The sequence below is a fragment of the Streptomyces sp. NPDC034086 genome, from assembly GCF_055575515.1.
Genome location: NZ_JBVISM010000003.1, coordinates 251,212 through 272,084, shown reverse-complemented (window position 1 = coordinate 272,084; position 20,873 = coordinate 251,212). Strand labels below are relative to the sequence as shown.

The 20,873-nt window shown below is 72.2% G+C and carries 20 protein-coding genes; 6 read left to right on the top strand and 14 right to left on the bottom strand.

All coding sequences use genetic code 11. The annotated features are described in order from the left end of the window. The 3 genes from ACZ514_RS11155 to ACZ514_RS11145 all read right to left on the bottom strand — a co-directional run bounded on the left by ACZ514_RS11155 (position 1) and on the right by ACZ514_RS11145 (position 3,309). Positions 1-1,017: an HTTM domain-containing protein gene (locus ACZ514_RS11155; protein WP_469124693.1), complete on the bottom strand. Its 1,017-nt coding sequence runs from the start codon at positions 1,015-1,017 to the stop codon at positions 1-3. A gap of 61 nt (positions 1,018-1,078) precedes the next feature. After that, positions 1,079-1,618 (bottom strand): DUF5819 family protein, encoded by a 540-nt coding sequence (locus ACZ514_RS11150; RefSeq protein WP_468163776.1) that lies wholly within the window; start codon positions 1,616-1,618, stop codon positions 1,079-1,081. 380 nt (positions 1,619-1,998) lie between these two features. Then, positions 1,999-3,309 (bottom strand): ice-binding family protein, encoded by a 1,311-nt coding sequence (locus ACZ514_RS11145; RefSeq protein ID WP_469124580.1) that lies wholly within the window; start codon positions 3,307-3,309, stop codon positions 1,999-2,001. A gap of 373 nt (positions 3,310-3,682) precedes the next feature. Here ACZ514_RS11145 and ACZ514_RS11140 point away from each other — a divergent pair, with 373 nt between their 5' ends. The 3 genes from ACZ514_RS11140 (at position 3,683) to ACZ514_RS11130 (ending at position 5,792) form a co-directional block, all read left to right on the top strand. Continuing rightward, on the top strand, positions 3,683-4,561 hold the full coding sequence (locus ACZ514_RS11140) for a helix-turn-helix domain-containing protein (RefSeq protein WP_469124579.1): 879 nt from the start codon (positions 3,683-3,685) through the stop codon (positions 4,559-4,561). Positions 4,562-4,686: 125 nt separating this feature from the next. Further along, positions 4,687-5,100, top strand: coding sequence for a hypothetical protein (locus ACZ514_RS11135; RefSeq protein WP_469124578.1), 414 nt, complete (start codon positions 4,687-4,689; stop codon positions 5,098-5,100). A gap of 215 nt (positions 5,101-5,315) precedes the next feature. Then, on the top strand, positions 5,316-5,792 hold the full coding sequence (locus ACZ514_RS11130) for a cupin domain-containing protein (protein ID WP_469124577.1): 477 nt from the start codon (positions 5,316-5,318) through the stop codon (positions 5,790-5,792). 51 nt (positions 5,793-5,843) lie between these two features. On the opposite strand, the gene ACZ514_RS11125 is transcribed toward ACZ514_RS11130, so the two are convergent. The 3 genes from ACZ514_RS11125 to ACZ514_RS11115 all read right to left on the bottom strand — a co-directional run bounded on the left by ACZ514_RS11125 (position 5,844) and on the right by ACZ514_RS11115 (position 8,465). Continuing rightward, positions 5,844-6,548 carry a restriction endonuclease gene (locus tag ACZ514_RS11125; RefSeq protein WP_469124576.1) on the bottom strand — a complete coding sequence of 235 codons (705 nt, stop codon included), beginning with the start codon at positions 6,546-6,548 and terminating at the stop codon, positions 5,844-5,846. Then, positions 6,545-6,910, bottom strand: a complete 366-nt coding sequence (locus tag ACZ514_RS11120; protein WP_469124575.1) for a hypothetical protein — start codon at positions 6,908-6,910, stop codon at positions 6,545-6,547. The genes ACZ514_RS11125 and ACZ514_RS11120 overlap by 4 nt, the downstream gene beginning before the upstream one ends. A gap of 70 nt (positions 6,911-6,980) precedes the next feature. Then, positions 6,981-8,465, bottom strand: coding sequence for a helix-turn-helix domain-containing protein (locus ACZ514_RS11115; RefSeq protein ID WP_469124574.1), 1,485 nt, complete (start codon positions 8,463-8,465; stop codon positions 6,981-6,983). A gap of 332 nt (positions 8,466-8,797) precedes the next feature. Here ACZ514_RS11115 and ACZ514_RS11110 point away from each other — a divergent pair, with 332 nt between their 5' ends. Further along, positions 8,798-9,517, top strand: coding sequence for a DUF4232 domain-containing protein (locus ACZ514_RS11110; RefSeq protein WP_468698474.1), 720 nt, complete (start codon positions 8,798-8,800; stop codon positions 9,515-9,517). Positions 9,518-9,552: 35 nt separating this feature from the next. Here ACZ514_RS11110 and ACZ514_RS11105 read toward each other — a convergent pair whose 3' ends face one another. After that, positions 9,553-10,491, bottom strand: coding sequence for an alpha/beta fold hydrolase (locus ACZ514_RS11105; RefSeq protein WP_469124573.1), 939 nt, complete (start codon positions 10,489-10,491; stop codon positions 9,553-9,555). 125 nt (positions 10,492-10,616) lie between these two features. Here ACZ514_RS11105 and ACZ514_RS11100 point away from each other — a divergent pair, with 125 nt between their 5' ends. Beyond that, complete coding sequence (locus tag ACZ514_RS11100; RefSeq protein ID WP_469124572.1) at positions 10,617-11,252, top strand: TetR/AcrR family transcriptional regulator; 636 nt, start codon at positions 10,617-10,619, stop codon at positions 11,250-11,252. 133 nt (positions 11,253-11,385) lie between these two features. Here ACZ514_RS11100 and ACZ514_RS11095 read toward each other — a convergent pair whose 3' ends face one another. From ACZ514_RS11095 to ACZ514_RS11065, 7 genes are all read right to left on the bottom strand, one after another. Further along, positions 11,386-13,119 carry a type IV secretory system conjugative DNA transfer family protein gene (locus tag ACZ514_RS11095; RefSeq protein ID WP_468163754.1) on the bottom strand — a complete coding sequence of 578 codons (1,734 nt, stop codon included), beginning with the start codon at positions 13,117-13,119 and terminating at the stop codon, positions 11,386-11,388. Positions 13,120-13,206: 87 nt separating this feature from the next. Continuing rightward, the gene (locus tag ACZ514_RS11090; RefSeq protein ID WP_469124571.1) at positions 13,207-15,249 is read right to left on the bottom strand and encodes a peptidoglycan DD-metalloendopeptidase family protein; all 2,043 of its coding nucleotides are present in this window, start codon (positions 15,247-15,249) and stop codon (positions 13,207-13,209) included. Between the two features lie 7 nt (positions 15,250-15,256). Further along, on the bottom strand, positions 15,257-15,949 hold the full coding sequence (locus tag ACZ514_RS11085; protein ID WP_468163750.1) for a hypothetical protein: 693 nt from the start codon (positions 15,947-15,949) through the stop codon (positions 15,257-15,259). 193 nt (positions 15,950-16,142) lie between these two features. Further along, positions 16,143-16,532, bottom strand: coding sequence for a DUF4913 domain-containing protein (locus tag ACZ514_RS11080; protein WP_468163748.1), 390 nt, complete (start codon positions 16,530-16,532; stop codon positions 16,143-16,145). Continuing rightward, on the bottom strand, positions 16,529-17,719 hold the full coding sequence (locus ACZ514_RS11075; RefSeq protein WP_468163746.1) for a hypothetical protein: 1,191 nt from the start codon (positions 17,717-17,719) through the stop codon (positions 16,529-16,531). Before ACZ514_RS11075 ends, ACZ514_RS11080 begins: the two co-directional genes overlap by 4 nt. Next, the gene (locus ACZ514_RS11070) at positions 17,716-18,351 is read right to left on the bottom strand and encodes a hypothetical protein (protein WP_469124570.1); all 636 of its coding nucleotides are present in this window, start codon (positions 18,349-18,351) and stop codon (positions 17,716-17,718) included. The genes ACZ514_RS11075 and ACZ514_RS11070 overlap by 4 nt, the downstream gene beginning before the upstream one ends. 43 nt (positions 18,352-18,394) lie before the next feature. Beyond that, positions 18,395-18,853, bottom strand: coding sequence for a hypothetical protein (locus ACZ514_RS11065; protein WP_468163742.1), 459 nt, complete (start codon positions 18,851-18,853; stop codon positions 18,395-18,397). A 272-nt stretch (positions 18,854-19,125) separates the two neighbouring features. On the opposite strand from ACZ514_RS11065, the gene ACZ514_RS11060 reads away from it, so the two are divergent. Beyond that, entirely contained in the window at positions 19,126-20,793 is a 1,668-nt protein-coding gene (locus tag ACZ514_RS11060) for a conjugal transfer protein (RefSeq protein ID WP_469124569.1), read from the top strand. The last annotated feature ends 80 nt before the right edge of the window (positions 20,794-20,873 follow it).

Sequence of the window (20,873 nt, the reverse complement as noted above, 5' to 3'; positions counted from 1 at the left end):
TCACGTCGAGCGCGATACGGGGCACTCGGGTGACGGCACACGAGGGAGGCCGCCGCTCGCCTTCCAGGAGCTTCCCGGCCCGGAGGCTCTGCACCACAGGCTCCCCAAGGACCGGTAGAAGCGGTCCGGCAGGAACACGGCGTCCGCGACGATCATCACTCCGGAGAAGACCGGAAGCCCCAGGAGGACCGCGATTCCGAGGTGCAGGCCCACCAGCATGATCAGGACGGGGTATTTGAGCCTGCCGAACAGGACGAACGGGAACGCGACCTGCAGCAGCACCGTCAGGTATCCGGCGATGGCCACCGCGACCGGGTGTTCGTCCAGCAGGAGGGACAGCGCGGGCCACGGGCGGAAGAGGTCGAGGTTCAACACGTAGTGGAGCGCGGTGCCGTTGCCCCAGGAGCCGCCCTGCACCTTGTACAGACCGGCGCATCCGTAGAGGAAGCAGACCTGGGTGGCGATGACGAACATGCCGCAGTTGTGCAGCACGGTGCTCGCGGTGTCGCGGAACTCGCGGAGCTCGCGGAACCGGCGCCGGTGCCGGCCGCCGTCCGGTGCCGGAACCGCCTTCCTGCGTGCGTCCAGCGACCAGCGGCGGCCGCACGCGGTGAAGACCAGGTACACGGCCATGAGGAGGAAGAGGTTGTCGCCTCCGTCCGTCATGTAGACCGCCCGGGCGTGGAAGGACGCCACCACGACCGCGAACAGCACGGACACCGCTCTGGTCCGCCAGCCCAGCACGAAGAGGGCGGACGTCACGACGGCCGCCGCGTAGCAGGTCTCGAAGTACGCCCGGCTGTCGGACAGGGTCAGGATGCTGAACCACTCGGTCTGATCGAACAGCTGCCGCGCCAGCGCGGGCGTCCAGGGCGATCCAGGCCCCCAGATCTCGTCGCGGTGCGGGAACTCGCGCAGGAGGAAGACGAGGTAGAGCAGCCCGTACCCGATGCGCAGGACGGCCGCGGCGTACAAGGAGACCGGCCGGTCGACCAGCAGGGCGATGACCCCGCTCATGCGGTCGAGTACGCGCTGCCCCACCGGTCGGGCGGTCGGGGCTGCCGGTGCCGGTGCCGGGTCAGTCTGTTCCATGTGGAGCCACCTTCCACCAGGGCAGGTAACGGGTGTCGATGGGCGCGACCGGGCGGGTAGCGCCCGACGCGGTCGGAGCGGCGACGGGGAGCGTGACCACCCGCAGCTGGACGGAGTCGAAGGGTCCGCGCCGGTGGGCGGCGACGCGGGCCGCCGTGATGTTGCGCAGGTACGTCCGCATCATCACGGCACGCTCCGAACGCGGCTCGTCGTCACCGCCGAACGCCTCGAGGTAGGAACTCCAGGAGCGGCGGAGCATGTTCTGCGCCGTGTGGCTCGGGAAGGCGTTGTGCTCGACGGCGGACTTGTCCACGGCGCTCAGGTCGAACCAGCCGCTCGTCCGCACACTGCCGTCAGGGGCGGTGTGCCTGGTCCTCACGGAGATCTGCCGGTTGACCGACTCCGGGTCCGGGGCGAAGAGGCGCCAGTTCTGCTCGAAGAGCGGATAGACCCATGCGTTGACCGGCCCGCTGTACAGCTGCGAGACGGCGTTCGCCGGAGCCACGTGCAGGAAGACCGCGAGCACATGGATCAGCGTGGCGGCCAGGCACAGCACGATGACGGCCGCTGTTCCCGGCCCGGGCGGGCGTCGCGGCCCGCGGCCGTCCGGGACCGCTTCCGGACCACCGTCACGGCCCTTCCCCGCAGGACCGGCTCCTGAGTGCTCCGTTCTCTCCGCGTCCGCTGAAATGACGCCACTCGGCACGACCCCACCCGGCCTTCCCATCCCGACTGTTCATCCATCCGTTCCTTCCGGCTTGCGCGAGCGGCGCGCGGCGGAGCCGAGGACGGTCCGCCGCGCGCCCCCGTCCTACTGGTGTGTCACGCGTGACCGCCTGGCCGTACAGGCCCCCGGAGGAGCCACGGGCGACTCACCGTCTTCGGGCCGCCCCGTGTGCGGCGCGTTCACCCGTCGTGGCCCGGGCCGTCGTGCTCGCCGTGCGGGTCCCCGTGGTCGGGCCGGCCCGGCTTCCCGTGCTCGTCGTGACCGGGTCCGCCGGGGCCGTCGTGGCCGTCGTGACCGGGTCCGCCGGGGCCGTCGTGGCCGTCGTGACCGGGCCCGCCAGGACCGTCATGGCCGGGCCACCCGGGCCATCCGGGCTGGTCCGGCCATCCGGGCTTGCCGGGCTTGCCGGGGGGCGGCTTGGGGATACCGCCGGTCACGCCCCCGTTGGTCCCGCCCGTCGTAGCGCCCGTGACGCCGCTCGTCGTGGTACCCGCGATGAGACCACCGCTCGTCGTCACTCCGCCGAGCACGCCGCCGAGAAGACCGCCGTTGGTGCCACCGGTCGTCGTGCCCCCGAGAACGCCACCGAGGACGCCACCGGTCGTGGTGCCTCCCGTCGTGGGCCCACCGGTCGTGGTGCCTCCCGTCGTGGGGCCTCCGGTCGTGGTGCCTCCCGTCGTGGGGCCTCCCGTCGTCGTGCCTCCCGTCGTCGTGCCACCGGTCGTGGTGCCGCCGGTGGTGCCGGCGGCACACGATCCGCGGTTGATCACGTTGGTGTCCATGGTCACCGCGCCGTTGCGGGCCAGCGCCCGTCCGTCGATGTCCGCACCCGTGGTCAGGCTGATGGAGGTGAGGGCCATGATGGTGCCGACGAAGTCGGTCTCGGTGCCCAGCGTGGCCGAGCTGCCGATCTGCCAGAACACGTTGCACGGCGAGGCCCCGTTGATGAGGGACACGCTGCTGGAGCTCGCCGTCGTCAGTGCCGAACCGACCTGGAACACCCATACGGCGTTGGGGTCGCCCTGGGCGTCCAGGGTGAGCGTGCCGGTGAGTCCGAGGGTGGACGGGGCGGTGTACACACCCGGCACCAGCGTCAGGCCTCCGGCGTCCGGGGGAAGGATCGCGTCCGTGGACTGACCAGCGGCGTTGTTGTACGCCACGACCAGGTCGCTCTTGGCCTGGAGGCCCACGGGGTCGACCGGACCGGAGTGCACGGTGCCGTTCACGATGCCGGGCGGAAATCCGCTGATGGCGGTTCCCGGGCTCACCCCGAGGTCGCCGGTGATCACCGAGGGGCCGGTGTTGGTGATCTCGGAGCCGGCCAGCACGGCAAAGCTGGCGGCTGTGCCCAGAGGTACCGGTGTTGCGATCGCGTGCGCGCGGACCGGTGTCACGGCGACCACGGCAGAGGCGATCACCGTGGCCAGTGCCGTCGCGATCCAGACGGGCGTCGTGCGCTTGAGCGCCGCGCCAGAGATTTTCAGCGTCATCGAGGGGCCAACTCCTGTGGTGGATGGTGGCGTATCTGATGGTCTCGGCCGCATAGGGCCGTCTCACTGTCGCTGGCATATTACGCAGCAACCTGTAAAAGACCCGGCATTTGTCCGGCAATTTCTGCGCCCTGCGGCATTCGCCTCCACGGGTGAATAATGCGCATAGCCGAACGGCTTTAATGGGCCGTGTGGGGGAAACGGTGATTCCTCTCGTCCCCGCCCCGGGCGGCGAGGATCCGCGAGGCGAGGGGGTGGGCGAGGGTGCCCTCGTCCAGTGGGCGACACGGTGCCGGGGCAGGGCCAACTGCCCGTCGGCGTATGCGATTCTGCTCGCCGGAGCAGGACTTCTCGGAGCGGAGGAACGCACCCCGTGGGCGTCAATGTCAATCCCACCGTCAGCAGGCGCCGACTGGGATCGGAGCTGCGCCGGCTCCGGCAGGCCAGTGGCATGACGACGCGGCAGGTGGCGGAGCGCCTGCTGATCTCGCAGCCGAAGATCAGCCTTCTGGAGAACGGCCGCCGCCTCGTCAAGCCCCGCGACGTCCGCGACCTCTGCCGGCTGTACGCGGTCCAGGACGCGCGGCTCGTCGACGACCTGATGCGGCTGGCCCGTGAATCGGGCCGTCAGGGCTGGTGGAACGCCTACGGTGACATCCGCTACGGCGCCTACATCGGCCTGGAGGCCGAGGCCGCCTCGATCCGGACCTACGAGCCCCTGGTGATCCCGGGCCTGCTGCAGACCCCCGCCTATGCCCGGGCGGTCATCGCAGGAACGATCCCTCACGCCGCCGCGGACCAGGCCGCCTCGCGCCTCCACGTACGGCTGCGGCGCCAGCGCCGCCTGGCCGCCCCCGACGCCCCGCTGCGCTTATGGGCCGTACTGGACGAAACGGCACTGCGGCGCGTGGTGGGCAGCCACGAGGTGATGCGCGAGCAGCTGGAGCATCTGAACAGCCTCGGTGCCCAGCCGCACATCACCGTGCAGGTTCTCCCTCACGACGTGGGGGCGCACCCGGGCATGTCCGGACAGTTCTCGCTGCTCGAATTCTCCGACTCCACCGATGTGAGCGTGGTGTATCTGGAAAGGTTCACCAGCGACCTCTACCTGGAGAAGCAATCCGACGTGCGGCTCTTCGGCGATATGTATGCCTACTTGCAAGCCCAGGCGCTGAGCCCCGACAACACGAGAGAGTTCCTGGCCGAAGTCGTGAAGACGTACGTCGGCACGGAATTCCGGGCGGCGTCCTGAGGAGCGGTGCGGGGTCGGTCGTACGGGCCCTCGGCGTGCGCGTCGTGCGACGACGCGGGTGTGTGGCCTCGCGGGCGGGACGGTCCTACCGTGGAGAAACAGCTACCAGACCTCTGGAGCGCGCCATGCTCGTCATGCTCGGACTCGTCCTCCTGATCGCCGCGCTGGTCGTCGGCGTGGCCGGCGTCCTCACCAACGACGGCACCGCCCACCAGCTGACCGACGGATTCTCCGTATTCGGCTACCACGTCACCGGCTCCACGGGCACCCTCTTCCTCTACGGCATCGTCGTGGGGGCCGTGGCCCTGCTCGGGCTGAGCCTGATCGCCGCCGGTGCCCGCCGTACCTCGTACCGCAGCCGTGACGCACGCCCCGCACGCGCGGCGCGCCGGGGGACAGCCGCCGCCGACGACCGCGCGGACGTCGTGGACCGGCGGGACACCGGCGGCCCGGAGGCAACGGGTGGGCGTGAGCTCCACCCGGAGGGCGAGCGCCGCGGACGGCTCAACCCGTTCAAGCACCGACAGGAACCCCGGTAGCCCGCCGCATACCGGCACACGGCCTGCCAGTGACCCGGGTCCGCGGATCGGCGTTAGGCCGGCAGGGGCGCTCTGGTCCCAAGACGGCGCCCCCGTCGGCACCCCGTGCCCCGTGGGCCGTGCCGGAGCGCGCGGACGGGGTATGCGGGCCGACGTGAGGCCGCGACCGCGCACCGCCTCACCGACTCACCGCCTTCGTCGATCGAGAGAGAAGCATGACCATCAAGGACATCGGGCCGGAACCTCAAACCTTCGACCTCGAGAGGGCGACGCTCGAGAACACGAGCTACCGCACGGTCGCCTGGTCCGGGAAGTACCTCCAGCTGACCCTCATGTCGATCCCCGTGGGTGGGGACATCGGCCTGGAGGCGCACCCGGAGACCGACCAGTTCCTCCGCCTCGACGCCGGCCGGGGCCGCGTCCAGATGGGCCCCGCGAAGGACCGGCTCGACTTCGACCGGGAGGTCGAGGACGGCTGGGCCGTCTTCGTACCCGCCGGCACCTGGCACAACGTCACCAACACCGGCGACGAGCCCATGCGGCTGTACGCCGTGTACGCGCCGGTCCACCACGCGGCGGGCAACGTCCACGCGACGGCCGCCGACGCGGAGCGCGACGAGGACTCGGGCGACGACGAACCCCCGGTCTGGTCGGTCCAGCCCGACCGGCAGCCGTCGGACGAGCACGCCTGACCAACGGGGCCCATCGCGCCCGTACGCCCCGGGAGCGTCACGCCGTCCGCGCTACGAGAGTGACGTGGGCTTCCGGGGTGGCGGCACGGCGCGGAGGAGTTCCCACAGGGGGCGGGAGCCGCCGGCCCACTGGGCGAGGAGGTGCCGGTCGACGAGGTGGAGGCGCTGGGACCGGGCGAAGTCGAGGGCGGGCCGGGAGAAACGGCCGTTGGTGAGCATGACGAGGACGTCGCCGCCGTGTATCTGGCGGCCGGTGCCGTTGAGGACCTGGAGGTCCGGGGTGCCGACCGCGGACCCCTGCCAGCCGGCCTTGCGGTGCTTGCACTGGATCACCCAGCGGCGGCCGTAGGGGTCGGTGGCTTTGACGTCCGCACCGTTGTCGCCCCGCCCGCCGACCTTCTCGGCGTCGGTGCAGCCGTCGCGGTGCATGAGGTCCCGTACGGCGAACTCGAAGTCGTTGTGGTGGAGGCTGTCGAGGTGCTCGACGGCGTAGCGCAGGCTCCGGGCCCGGACCCGCTCCCACCGCGCGGCCTCCTGGCGCCGGCGCGCCCACAGGGCGCCCGCGGCACCGGCTGCGAGGAGGCCGGCCACGAGAACCCGAGGATGGGCGGCCAGCCACGAAACCACCGCCATGACGAGAGAGAGGGCCACGAGACCGGCCAGGCCGAGGAGCCACGGCTCCTGCGAGCCGGTGGTCTTCCGCCGCCGTGCCGTGCCCGTGCGCCTACGCCTCTTGGCGGGCGGGCGGGGGCTCACCGGCTGTTCCCCGTGCCGGGGAAGACGATCGGGTAGGAGACCGTCGGTGTGGGTCGCGCCGCCGGGTGATTTTCCCACGCCGGCCACTTGATCGGGTAGACCACCGTCGACTGCGGCCCGGGTAACTGCTGACCCGAGCCTCCTCCGGCTCCGGCCCCGGCTCCGGCGGATGTCGTTCCGTTCCCGAAGACGATCACTCCGGCGACGATCAGGCCGAGCAGCGCGGTCTCCCGCCGCGCCCCGGCAGGGAGCCGGAAGTGGCCCTTGACCCGAGTGCCGTCCGACCTGAAGTAGTCATGGATCCAGGGCACAGCCGTATCCCCCCGCCCGTCGCGATGCGCCTCCTTGCGCACTGCGACCATGAAAGCATCCGCCACTGACCGCGCGTCACCCGTTTGTCACCATTCGTGATCGGCCGCTGCCCGGGGCCTTTCACTGCGGGTCCGGCAGCCAGGCGTTGTGGCTCTCGTCGTACCAGTACGTGTGGCCGGCGTTCAGGGCGACCGTGCGGAACGGGCGGCCGCGGTCGTCGATGCGGGTGGTGCCCTGGCGGTCGCCACTGCTCCAGGCCAGCTCCAGGTACCAGCTGACGTCCTGACCGAGTGTGGCGGCGTCGATGTTCAGCACCTGGGGGTCGGTGGCGGAGACCTTGTACGGGAAGTCGGTGGTAGCCGTCGGCCGCTCGCCCTCCTTGCCGGGTACGGGCCTGGCTCTCGGGGAGGCGTCGTCGAGGTTCACGGCGAAGGACGCCGGCACCAGCGCGCCGCCGCAACCGGCGCCCATGGTGTACGCGTTCCAGCCGGGAGCCTTGCGGCCGCTCACGACACGGACGTACAGCGCGTGCAGGACCGCGGGCTTGCCCTCGGTGCCCTGGACGGTCAGCTGCAGGCGCAGGTGGCCCGCCGGGGCGGCGTCCAGGGCGCGGGCCCACCCTTCGGTCGCCTGTCCGGCGGGGGGCGGGGGGACCGTGCCGGGGGCCTTGTCCAGGGCGAACCACTGGTCGCAGGGGCTGTCCCAGTTGTCGCGCAGGACGGTGACCGTGAACGGCGCGGCGGGGGAAGCCCCCTTCTGCGCGGTGGTGGCCGTCGGGGTGGACGCCGACGGTGCCGGGGGGGACGACGTTCCGGGGCCGGACGGGCGTGAGGAATCGGCGCTGGGCGTGGGTGACGGCGACCCGCCGGACGGCAGGGCCGGGCCCGTCGCCGCCGCCCGTTCGCGCGAGGACGGCTGGACGGCGCCGTGGCGCGTGTCCCCGTGACCGGTATCGCCCAGGGCGGAGACGGCGGCGGCGGTCCCCGCCACCGCGGCGGTGGCCACGGCGGCCGCGACGGCCAGCAACAGCCGAGGACGCCGGCCCCCTGGCCCGGAGGCCCGGGCGGGGCCCGGCCGGATCGGGCCCGCAGGGGCGTCCGCGGCCGCTTCCGGTGCCGCTTCCGCCGCTGGGGCGGGTGCCTCCGCGGCAACAGGTCCGGGCGCCGGGGTGGACCCGGCTGCGGGCGCCGGGGCCGGTGCGGGGCCGGTCTCCGCGTGCGGCCGGACCTCCGGTGCCCGCCCGGCCACGGCCGCCGCCCCCGCCGATGCGGGCGGCACCTCCGGCGCGGTGTCACCACCCGGCGGTGCCGCGGAGTTCGCCGCCCCCGGCCCCGGGGCCTGTCCCTCCGTCACCCCCCGCCGTCGCTCCACCAGCGCCAGCAGCCACTGCCGGTGCAGCGCGACCAGTTCGTCGGGCGAGGCGCCGCAGACTCGGGCGAACCGCTCCACCGGGGCGTAGTCCGTGGGCACCGCCGCGCCGCTGCAATAGCGGTGCAGCGTCGAGTTGCTGGAGTGCAGACGCTTCGCGAGCGTGCCGTAGCTGCGCCCCGAGCGCTCTTTGAATCCGCGCATCAGCTGCGCGAACCGCTCCGTCTCCGTGGCCATTCCGCCCTCCCCCTCGTCCCGGAAGCCCGTTCCAGGCTCGCCCGATCGCCCAGGTGAGAAGGGTCAGGAGCGTTCCAGGGTTCCTACTATCCCGGTCCGGACGCCACTGGGACAAAACCAGCTCCACAGTGGTGTCCTCGGCCCGCCGGTCCGCCGATCGGACCGGCGCGCTGATCCGGCTGTCGGTGGGGCGCGGGCCCCCCTCCCGCCCACCGGCAGCCGCCCTCGGCCGCCGGCGGCATCAGCCGGCCGGACCAGCAGTCCCACCCCACGTCTCGTCAGACCGGCGGCACCGGCCGCCGTCTGACGACCACACCCACACGGAGAGCCCCATGCGTACCCACCGACTCCGCACCACCGCCCTGGCCACCGCCACCGCCGGCCTCGCTCTGGCCCTGACCGCCTGCGGCGGCTCGGACAGCGCCGGCGGGCCGGCCGGGAACCCCGCCGCGACCAAGAGCCCGGGCAAGCCGGTCTCGACCGGGACCGTGACGCCGTCCGGGGAGGGCGCCTCCGCCGCCGCGTCCGCCGGCCGGGGCGCCGGAACCGGCACGCCCACCACCACCCCGGCGAAGGCCGGCTCGGGCGGCAAGAACACGGGGGGCACCACCGGTGACTCCTACGCCTACAGCCACCCCTGCTCGGCGCGCGACCTGACCGTCAAGGTCACTTCCCCGGCGGGGACCCCGGCCACCGTCCGCGTCATCTCCGTGACCAACAACGGTTCCAGCTCCTGCGGTCTGGACTACTTCCCCACCGTCGGCTTCAGCGCCAAGGGGAGCGCGCTCGGTCTCCAGGCCGCTGCCCCCGGCGGGCTGGGCGGCGCCCCGGCGTACCCGGTGCACCCCGGCGCCACCGCGTACGCGGCGGTGGACCTCGACCCGTCGGGTGCCACCGGCCCCGTGGCCGACGAGGTCAACGTCCTGGCCGACAAAGAGCACATGCCGAACGCGGACGGCGTCAGCCTGCCGCTGGCCAAGCCGGGCAGCGTCGCCAACCCGAAGGTCGGCCTGTACCGCACCACCACCCGCGACGCGCTGAGCGCCTTCTGAACGGAGTCCCCGGGACCCTCCCGGCCGTGGTGGGCCTACGCGGGGGCAGCGGCAGGGTCGAGGGAGTCGACGTCCTCCATGAAGGACAGCATCCGGGCGTTGACCACGTCGGGGTGGTCGATCTGCGGGCCGTGCCCGGTCGCGGTGATGATTTCGGCGCGGGCCCCCGGGACCAGGCGCGGTACGCGTTCCAGCTGCCGCTTGGGGTGGACGAGCAGGCTGTGCTTGCCCATGATCACGTAGAGCGGGGTCCGGATGGAGCGCAGTGCGTCCTCGGCCAGCGGCAGGGGCGCGGGGCGGCGGATCCGGTACGCGCGGGCGCCGAGCTGGATCCACCTGCGCATCTCGGGGACGGCGATGACCGGCTGGTCCAGCCACTTGGCGAGCCGGGGGCGCAGGGCCTTCGGGGCGAAGGTGGCGAACAGGCTCACGAAGACCCAGGCGAAGAAGCGCAGGCCGACCTTCTCCAGGCCGCCGGGGTCGAGGGCGGTGACCGAGGCGAGCCGTCCGGGCCGCCGGTGGGCCTGGTTGAGCACGAGCCAGCCGCCGTAGGAAGAGCCGACGAGGTGGACCCTGTCGAGGCCGAGCGCGTCGAGGGCCTCGTCCATCCACTGGGCGGCGCGCTCGGGCTGCCACATGGGCTCGCGGTGGACGCTGCGGTTCGCGTCGCCCGGGGTGTCGAGGGCGTAGACGGGGCGGTCGAGGCTGAGTCCGGGGGTGTTGGGGTACCACATCGCCGAGCTGTAGCCCGCGCCGTGGATCAGGACGATCGGGGTCCGGGATTCGGCGGCGGGGTCCGTGGGCCCGTACCGGTAGACGTGGGTGGTGCCGAAGCTCGTCTCGACGTCCGTCTCGGAGCGGGCGGGTGCCCCCATCGCGTAGAGGACCTCGGCGGCGGCGAAGTAGCGGTCGCGCAGGGTGTCGTTGAGGTAGCGGCCGACATCGCGGCGTACGCGGGCGGTGTTCTGGGGCACGGCGGCACCTCCTGGGAAGACCCGTTCTTCGTGGTACGACCGTATCATTAATCTGGTACACCGGTATCATGAAGCTGTCCGGGCGGCGAGCGCGCCCACCATCGACGGGCGGAGACCGCGGGAACATGCCGAAGCGCGTGGATCACGAGGAGCGGCGCGCCCAGATCGCCGAGGCGCTCATCCAGGTCGCGGGACGGCGGGGGCTGCACGCGGTCGGCATGCGCGACGTGGCCGCGGAGGCCGGGGTGTCGCTCCGGCTGGTGCAGTACTACTTCGAGACCAAGGAGAAGCTGCTCTTCTACGGCCTGCGGCACCTGACCGACCGCTTCACCGCCAGGGTCTCCGCCCGCCTGGCCGCCGCCGGTCCGGACCCGGGCCCCCGCGCCACGGTGGAGGCGCTGCTGCTGGCCTCCCTCCCGACGGACGAGGAGAGCCGCACGTTCCACCTGCTGTACAGCTCCTACGCGATCCTGTCCGTGACCGACGGGGCGCTGGCCGCCCAGCCCTTCATCGACAACCCCGACGCCGCGGAGGACGCCCTGACCGGACTCCTGGAGCAGGCGCGGGAGGCCGGCCTGGCCGACCCGGACGCCGACGCCCGCACGGAGGCGATCAGCCTGCTCGCGATGGCGGCGACCTTGGGCACCAGCATCCTCGTGGGCCAGCGGAGCCCGGAGTCCGCCGTCGCGGTGCTCCGTCACCACCTGGACAGGATCTTCACGACTCCCGGGACGTCCTCGAGGGCAGCGGTATCACCCTGACGCGCGGCGGAGCACGCGCACGCCGCGCCGCGCGTGACGCCGGTCCGCACCGGCGTCACGGACGCACGTCAGCCGAGCCGGGCACGCGGGCGGACCCGTCGCCGGACCCGGCCGGGAGGGCACCGGGCGGTGCTCAGGCGGCTCCGGGGTCGTACTTGGACAGGGAGGCCTTGACCTCGCGGGCGTAGGGGCCTTCCCACCAGGGGATCGTCTCCACCAGGACCGGTTTGGTGCCCGACGCCAGGACGAGGGCCCGGCCGGGGGGCATCGAGCCCAGGTCGGAGACCTGCAGGACGCGCTCGCGGCGGACCGACTCGTTCACCGTGCGGTTGCCGGACCAGCCGCCGAACTCCGACTCCCGCGTCGCGGAGTACTCGCGAAGCTCGTACTCGCCCGCGAGCTCCGAGAGGTCGCCGAGGAAGCGGGTGTCGGAGACACCGCCGCCGTAGACCCGGATGTTCGCGGCGGACCAGAGCTTCTCCATGCCGCGGTCCCCCCACACCTCGACGCCCTGGGCCCAGGACTGGAGAATGGTCATCAGGACGATGCCGCGCGAGCCGTAGTGCGAGTAGAGGTCGGGCAGCGCGCGCCAGCGGCAGACGTTCGCCGCCTCGTCCAGGACGCCGACCATCGGGAGCGACAGCCGGCCGCCGCGCTGGGTGGTGGCGTACTCCTCGGCCGCCTCGACCACGGCCACGGTCAGGGCCGTCACCAGCGGACCCGCGGAGTCACTGCCCTCGCGGGAGAGCGAGTAGAGCGTCGAGCGGGTGCGGACGAACTCGCGGGGGTCGAACTCGGGGCGGTCGTCGGCCGGGCCGAGCGGGGTCACCCACTTGTTGACCTCGGGGTTGATCAGGCAGGACGCCATCTGCTGGGCGACGCCGTAGATGCCGCTGCGCTGCTTGTCGGGAGCGGTGATCACGCCGTTCAGGGAATCGGCGGGCATGACGTGCCCGGCGCCGCGCAGGATGCGCTCGGGGGTGTCGTCCTTCGGGTTGGACAGCCAGGTGTAGATCTGGGTGATGGAGGTCTTGGCGGTCGCCGCCGCGAGCAGCAGGTTGGCGAGGAGGTCCTGGCCGGCCGGATCGAAGAACGCGTCGGTGGAGGCGTCGGCGTCGCGCGAGCCCGAGGCGAAGTGGTCGGCCAGCTTGCGGGCCTTGGCCACGTCGGTGACGTACGAGAGGGGGTTCCACCACCAGGTCGGCGGCTCCTGGGCCACCTGCTGGGGGTCGAAGACCCACACCTGACCGTGAGCCTGGCGAGGCCCGCGCGTGCCGTCGACGATGTCGCGCTTGTTGGAGGTGACGAGTACCGCGCCCGGGGCGGACAGGATCGCCGGGATGGCGCGCCGGGTCGTCTTGCCGGTACGCGGGCCCCAGATGTCGACGTGCATGTCCTCGAAGGAGCCGAACAGCGGCTGCCGGCCCTTCACCGACCGGCCGATGAAGACGCCGGGCACCTGGGCCTTCACGCCGAGGCGCTCCGCAGTCGCGGCAGCCCCCTTCATGGTGAGCTTGCCGAGCTCCGCGCCGTCCGTCATGTGCTTGGCGGCCCGGTCCACGGCGGGTTTGTCGCGCAGCCGCCGGCGTATCCGGTACCCGGCGGTGATCAGGCCCGCGAGCAGCAGCGCCTCGGCGGCGGCGAGGGCGTTGGCCGCGCCGCCCGGCCAGGAGTAGTCGCCCTTGGCCAGGGCGATGGCGAAGGAGAAGGGGTTGCCCGGGGGCTCCGGCAGTTCGGTGAACGCCGCGCCGAGGCGGGCCGCGAGCCAGGCGGCGGACAGGAGGGCCAGGACGCCGACGACCAGGAGGACGATCTCGATCGTCCAGTCGTCTTCGGCGCGCGGCTTCTTCTGTGGTTCGGGGGCCATGGTCAGGGCGTTCCTTCCGCCGGGCCCGGGGTGGACGTCGGCATCTCGTTCCTGTGGGTGGTCCGCGGCGCTGTGCGCGCCGCTGGTCTAGGGGAAGCTCCCGGCCGTGGGCACCCGGTAGACGCCCGTGATCTCGCCCTGCCACTCCCAGTTGCTGAACTCGACGTTCTTGCCCGGCCTGGGGGCGTGCAGGATCGTGTGCTTGGCGGCATCCCAGACGATGCCGACGTGCTCGGAGCGGTTCTGGCCGCTGGGCTGGAAGAAGATCACGTCACCCGGCTTGGACTGGCTCAGGTCGACCTTGTACTTCGCGAGGTTGGGCTGCTGGTCGTAGGTGGTGGAACCGATGTTGATCTTGCCGCCGCTGGCTTGGTAGTACATCCACTGCGTGAAGCTGGAGCAGTCGAAGGACGTCGGGTGGTCGCCCTGGAGGCGGGGGGCGCCCCACTTGTAGGGCTTGCCGATGCCGCGCTGGGCCCAGGCGAGCGCCGAGCGGACGACCGTGTCGTCGACGTCGGGCAGGGGTCCGGTCGAGCCGGCGCCGTCCGGCGGGACGGCCGTGCCCTTGCCGTTCTCGGCGCAGCTGCGGTAGTCGGCGTCCTTGCCGTTGCCACTGCCTCCGGGAACGCCGCCGTAGTCGGGGCTTGCGGTGATCTTGCCGGCCAGCCATGCCGCCGGGTCGATCTGGCCCGGGCCGTTGTCCTGGCCACTGCGGAAGGGGTCGTCGACGCCCGGCATCAGCACCTCCCAGTGGAGGTGCGCGCCGGTCACGTTGCCCGTTTCACCGACCTTGCCGATCTGGTCGCCGCGCTTGACGGTGTCGCCCGTCTTCACGGAGATGCTGCTCTGGTGGGCGTACAGGGTGATGACGCCGTTGGCGTGCTCCAGGCGCGTCTGGTTGCCGTACGCGCCGCCGCTGGCGACCTTCACGACCTTGCCGTCGGCCGGGGCGTGGATCGGGGTGCCGGTGGGCGCTTCCAGGTCGACCCCGGTGTGGTAGCCGAGGCTCCAGTGCGGGCCCTCCTGGTGGTACTTGGTGCCGAGCTTGTAGGTGCCCTCCTTCATCGGCCACTGCCAGTCCTTGCCGCTGGTCGTCGCGGGCGGGTCGTCCGGGCGGAACGGGGCCGCGAGCGGACGGGAGAAGCCCATCGGCGCCATGGCCGTCGTCGTGCCGCCCTGTCCGCCTCCGGCGAGGGGCGGGGTGGACCAGCTGTGGGGGCCCTTGGAGCGGATGCTCAGCGCCTCGCTCGGCTGGGCGTCGTTGCCGACGGGCTCGGGGATGTCCGAGGCCTTGCCCAGGACCGGGAAGGAAGGATTCTTCTCGACGGTGGCCTTCAAGTGCGCGTACCAGCGGTTGATGAGGTCCTTGTCGCTGGTGAGGGTGCCGCGGTAGCGGGCGGCCTGGGTGAGGACCACGCGGGGGTAGACGGTGTTGGTCTTGAGCGAGCCGGAGTAACCGAGCAGCGCGTCCCAGGCGTTGCTCTCCACCTTCAGGGCGTGCATGTAGTTGGCCGCGGCGAAGGCCAGGTCGTCGATGCTGTAGCGGTCCTTCTGGCCGTCGCCGTTGCCGTCCTCGCCGTACTGGCCCCAGGCCCAGTCACCGAACTGCAGCAGGCCCTTGTAGCCGAAGCCGTTGTCGCCGCCGGGGGCCGCGGACTTGTCCTGGCCGTACCTCGTCTCCTGGTACATCTGCCCGGCGATGATCGTCCAGTCGAGGCCGTCGTAGCGCGCGGCCGCCCGCATCGAGGCGAGGATCATCTTCGGGGGTATCTCGTCGCGGGCGGTGTCGCTCGGCATGTACATCTTGCCCGCGGGCATGATCGGGTTCGTCGCGGCCTTGTCGCCCGTGTTGCCCGATCCCGCGTTCTCCCCGTAGTTGCCGCAGGCCGCCTGGGCGGCGCCGCCGCCGAGGCCGCCCACGAGGGCCATGATCAGGAGCATGACGAGGAAGACGACGCCCAGGGTCGGCAGCGAGCCGACGCCGGCGATGATCAACACCCACTTGAGGTTGTTCTTCTTCCCGCCTCCGCCTTTGCCGCCCTGTCCCGACGCGACCTGGGCCGCGCTCTTGGCGGCCTTCGCCACCTTGGCCGCCTTTGACGCCGCCGCCAGTACGGCAGGAGCCACCACGGGTGCCTCACCCTCCCTTGGGCTCGGGCGCGCCCACGTTGCCCAGGCCGTAGATGTCGAAGCCGTTCACCTGCCACGTCCCGCCGCTCTTGCGGGCGCTCACCAGCCAGGTGTTGGTCTCGGTCTCGGTCTTGCGGCCGTCGCTCGAGCGGGTCGCGGTCACTTCCACCACGCTCGAGATCGCCTGGCCGCTGCCGCGCGTGAGTTCGTCGGCGATCAGCGCGTCCCTGCGTACGGTGGCCCGCCCCGCGGAGGAGCACTTGGCCTGCTGACAGGTGGCCCATGCCTTGTCGGCCGGCAGCACGGTCAGCTTCTTCATCGTCTCGCCGCCGTCGGTGAGGGCCAGCAGACGGGGTGCCCAGGAGCCGGTGTTGTCGGTGTACTTGAAGGTGTTGAGGCCCGCCATGTAGTCGGCCATCGCGCGGTGGGCCTCCGCGAGGTCGGCCGGCTGGACGATGGGGGGCACTCCGGCGGCCGACCCGGACTGCGGCGCGGCCGCTCCGGCGGCGGGACCGGCGCCCGCGCCCGCGCCGGCGGCCGCGCCCGTGCCCCGTGTGGCGGACGCCTTGGGCTTGGCGTCGGCCGCGGGTTCGTCCTCGCCGCTGAAGACGGTGAGCACGACGAGGCTGCCGACCAGCAGGACACCCAGTAGTGCCAGCGCCAGTACCGCACTTCGCTTGTTCTCGGCGGGTGAGTCCACCGTCCCGGCCCTCCCTCAGTCAGTCAGGTCGCCGAGACACGGTAGGTGGCGGGACGGCTGGCGGAGCGCGCGAATTCCTCGTGGGGAAAGTTGAGGAAAAGCGGGGGGAGGGCGTCAGGAAAACGGTGTGGGCGGTGGGGGGTTGGGCTTGTGGGGGAACGGTGAGGACGCCGACCGGGTCCTCACCGTTCTCTCACAAGGGCTGGGCCTCGGGGTCGTACTCCTCCAGCGGGAGCGGGTCGAAGGGGTACGCGGTGTGTCCGCCCACCTTGGGGGAGCAGGCCGCGAACGGGCCGAGGTCCGTGTCCATGAGCACCCTCAGGTGCGGGTCGGCGTGGTGCAGCCACCACGTGGACAGGCCGAGGGTGGGCTCCAGGCGCAGCTGTTCCCAGGCGAGCCAGAGCGCGGAGAGGCGCGCGCCCGCTTCGGGGTGCTCCCACCAGCGGGGGCACCAGGTGGCGGAGGAACCGTTGAGGCGGCGGCGGACGGTCGGGGCGAGGAACTCGCTGACGAAGGCGAAGACGTCGGAGAAGTACAGCTCGACCTGCTCGCCGGGGGCGGGTACCGCTTCGGGGCCGGTCACAGGTCGATCTCCGGGGTCTTGGGGGCGGCCTCGACCGCCGGGTTCATCACGCCGTGCGTACTCGCCACGGCCGGGGCCGGGCGGGGCGGTACGACGAGGGTGCGGGGAAGGGTCGCACCGTGCAGGAACGAGGCCCCGTGCACGGGAACATGAGGCTCGGGCCGGGCGGGCGCCGTGGCTTCGGGCGCCGGCTGCCCGGCTGCGGGCTCCTTCTGCCCGGGCTGGGCGGGCGCGGGCTCCTCCGACTCGTGTTCCATGGAGCCGGGGTGCCGGGTTTCGGGTCCGGTCCGTTCGGGTTGCGCCGACTCGGTCTGGACGGGCCCGGGTTCGGTGAGCCCGGGCGGTGGTGTTTCGAGATCCTTGTAGCTCTTGGCAGTGCTCAGCTTGGCGACCGCCGCGGCGTGGGCCTGCCTCATGTGCTCGGGGACGTCGATGGCGGCGAGCTTCTTGGCGAACTCCTCGGGCGTCGTCGCCTCCGGGTGATAGTCCTCCAACCGCAGCTGGCAACGGACGGCGTCGTCGGCCAACAGGTCGTACATGTCCGCCGGAAGGTGCGCGTGGTGGGGGAAGTCGATCGAGAACCGCACGGCCTCCTTGCCGACGCCTTCGGGACCGATGATCCGCGGCATCTCCATTCTGCCCAGGACGGAGCCTGCGCCGATGTCGGCCGCGAAGACGGCGATCTCTCCGGTGGCCGCCTTGGCGTACTGCTCCGAGGCGGTGTCCCAGACCTTGGGGGCAGTGCTCGACACGGCTTCCTCGTCGAGGCCGAACCGCTTGACGAGCGCCTGCTGCACCTTGGGGTCCCACAGCTCGTACGACTCCAGCCTGCGGCCCACCGGGGTGTCCTCGAGAACCTGGTACCCACGGCTCTCACCACATGCCTGTGCCAGGAACCGGTTGCCGATCAGGCCCGGGGCGCCTTCCGGCTGAGACTTCCAGGACCAGAGCGCGCGGACGTCCCCGCGGCCCTCGACCGTGGGCGACTCGGTCTCCGCCACGTGGGCGGCGAAGGCCAGCACGTCCTTGAACTCGGTTTCGCCTCCCGCCGCGATCCAGTCCCCGTACAAGCGGTGGACGGCCTGCTTGACCCTGTCCGGGGGAAGCGGACGGCCCGCCTGGTACGCGTCCTCGAGGGCTCTGGCGCGGTCGATCTCCGCTCGTGTCGGCCGGTCGGCACGCGTCACTGGCCGGACTCCGTGGACTCAGCGGGCGGGTACACCTCGAGGGAGACAGCCGCGCCGCCTGCCATGTCGGTGGTCCAGGTGGGGAACGACACCGACTGTGCGAGCACGACGTACGGCCGGCCCGGGACGCCGCCCTCAGGTGCCCAGTAGGCGAAGCGATAGGGCTCACGGTTGAGCATCCGCTCGTCCCGGTCGGACCAGTACGACGGATCGGGCGGCTCGGGGAAGTCGACGGCATCCCAGTCGCCGGTCCACGTGGGAGCGCCGAGCACACCCACGGCAGCACCGAGGAAGTCCGGCCAGGTGGAGGTCATGGTGTCGAAGACGGCACTGTTCTCCGCCGCGGATTCGGCCTTGAGCTGCCAGGTGTAGTGCACGAGGCTGGCCAGGGGGCTCCACTGGCCACCCAGGCGGTCGTAGAAGGTCCACCGCCCGCCGCTGCGCGTCCGTACGCGCAGTTGCCGGTCGAAGGTCAGCGGTTCCCAGCCGTAGCGCTCGCACCACGCGTCGAACTCCGCCGTCCCGCCCTGCGGCGGGCCCGCCCAGACCGACGGCCAGTCGTTGACGGCGCGCAGGCCGGTCAGTTCGGCGGCAAGGTCCTGGGGCGTCCGGCCGGTGGTCTCCGTCAGCATGTTGGGGCTCCTTCGTGCGTGGCGTGCGGTTGACGGTATCCCGTCAGGAAAGCAAGATCCCCAACACGAAGAGGGCGACGACGACCGCGCCCATGATGAGGCGGACCTTCGGGTCCTCCCGCTCCCACAGTTCGTGGACCACGGCCCAGCCGGTCAGTCGTGCCGCGCGGCCGGTGTGGATGCTCGGGGTCTCCGCCGTCTCATGAGGTTCCGCGTCGTCCTCGGGCTCGGCGGCCTCGGAGTCGTACAGGGCGTCCGCCCCCGTCACCCCCTGCTGCTCCTGCGCGACCACCACCAGGCCCTCCAGGAGGTCCGGCATGGTGTGCGGGGTCAGGGGGTACGCGACCGTGCCGTGCGGGGTGCGCAGGCAGAGCTTCGACTGCCAGGGGTTTCCCGGCTCGTAGCCGGAGATCCAGGCGTGCTCGGCCTCCACCAACGGCGGTTCGGGGGCCTCGGGGGCGGTGCCCGCGTCCTGCCACGGGTGAAGCTTCTGCTCGCTCAACTCTCGTCCTTCGGGAGGTCGGGGACGGCTCCGCGCCCGCGACTGGGGCACAACCCGGCATTGTGACGGAGTCGTGGGCGGGTGGCCGCGCCGCCGCCCCTCGGTTTTCCTCACCGGGATTCCTTATTTTTTCCTCACCTCTCCCCGCGAGGAAAAGCGAGAGGGGAATGTCAGCTCGATTTGCCACACTGCCGTCCGCACCTGGTCTCGCCAGGGCCCGCCGCACGCCCGACCGGCGGACGGGGATCACACGCGGGGAGAGAACCGACTCGATGACGGACCACAGCAGTTCTGCGGACGGGATCGGCGAGGACCGGCCCGCCGGGCACCCCGCGCAGCAGGCGCCGGGTCCGTACGACTCCCCGGCCGTGCCCCAGCTCTCCGCCGAGGCGGCCCGCAGCCAGGTGGCCGCCGCGTGGGTGCGCGTGGCCCCGCAGTCCAACGTGCCGCCGGGTCAGGCGGCCGTACCGAACCTGCCGCCGCGCGCGGACCGGCCCGCCGCCGAGTCGAAGAAGGACAAGCGGGAGCAGGCGAAGGCCGAGCGCAAGGCCGAGTACGAACGCAAGAAGGCGGCCCGCAAGGCCGCGTACGAGAGCAAGAAGGCCGCGCGCGAGAGCCGCAAGGGGGGCGGGAAGGCTCCCGCCGCCGGGATACCGGCCGCCGCGGCCGCACCCGCTGCCGCCGCGGCTCCTGCCGCCGCACCCGCTTCCGCCGCACCCGCTTCCGCCGCGCCCCCGTCCGCCGCCGCCGTGGCCGCGCCCGAGCGCAGCGGCGCCAAGGGGCCGCAAGCCCGGTTCGAGGTGCCCCGCCCCGGAGGCCGGCTGCCCTCGAACGGCAGGAGCACGCACGTCGCCCTGCGCGCGACCCTGATGATCACCGCCTGCGCGTTCGCGCTCGGGTCGTGCGGTGTCACGGGCCTGGTCATCGGCAGGTCCTCCGTCTCCGTGAAGCCCGCCGCCCTGGACGGCAAGGACCTGGACCGCTACCGCCTCACCGACTTCCCGGTCCAGTCGGCGGCGGTCTTCGCCGAGGAGTACGCGTCCCTCTGCATGACGTACTCGCCGGAGACCACCGACAAGCGCCGCGAATCCCTCTCCCGCTACATCTCGGCCGGCGTCGACCGCGACTGCGGCTGGAACGGGAAGGGCAAGCAGCAGGTCAAGCAGGCGAACTGGGACGGGACCGTCGAAGAGCTCCCCGAGTACGGGAAGAACGGCCGGTACCTCAACATCCAGGTCACCTACACCGGCGGCCGCACCACCACCCTGTCCGTACCGGTGTACGTCAAGGACCTCGCCGGTGCGTCCGGGCTGCGGGTCGTCGGCAACGTCGGCGAGATGCCGCTGCCGATCCGCGACGCCGCGCCCGCGCTGGAGAAGGGCGAAGAGGTCGTCGACCAGGAACTCTCCGCGCAGCTCAGGGACCAGGTCCTGGCCGGCTACTTCAAGGCGTGGGCCGCGTCCGACACCACCGCCCTGACCCGCTTCACCACCCCCGACGCCACCCCCGCGGCGGTCGCGGGCCTGGCCGGCGTGCTGAACTCACCGGTGGTCCAGGAGGTCCAGGCGCTGGCGCCCGAGGGCACCGAAGCCGGCAAGAAGGTCACGTACAGCCAGGGCCAGGCGGTCCCGGCGCGGGTGACCGTCGTCTGGGGCGGCGGAGGGGCCGAGGACGCGAAGGCGGAGCTGGCCCTGAAGCGCTCGTACCGGGTGACCGTGGTGAACACGGCGCAGGGCTGGTTCATCAAGGACATCCGCGGCGGTGTCATGGACCCCACGGGCGGACGGGCGGACACACCCGCCACGGCCTCCCCGAGCGCCACCCCGGCCACCGGAGGGAACACCCCGCCCGCCCCGTCCGCCTCGGCTTCCCCGTCCGGCCCGGCCTCCCCCGGCGCCTCCCCATCGCCCAAGCCGTCGGCTTCCCCGTCGGCCCACTGACGCGTCATCGCGCACGGCGGCGTACCGGCCCTCCTGCCCGACGCGACACCCATCCGTACGCCCCTCACAACGAAGGACAC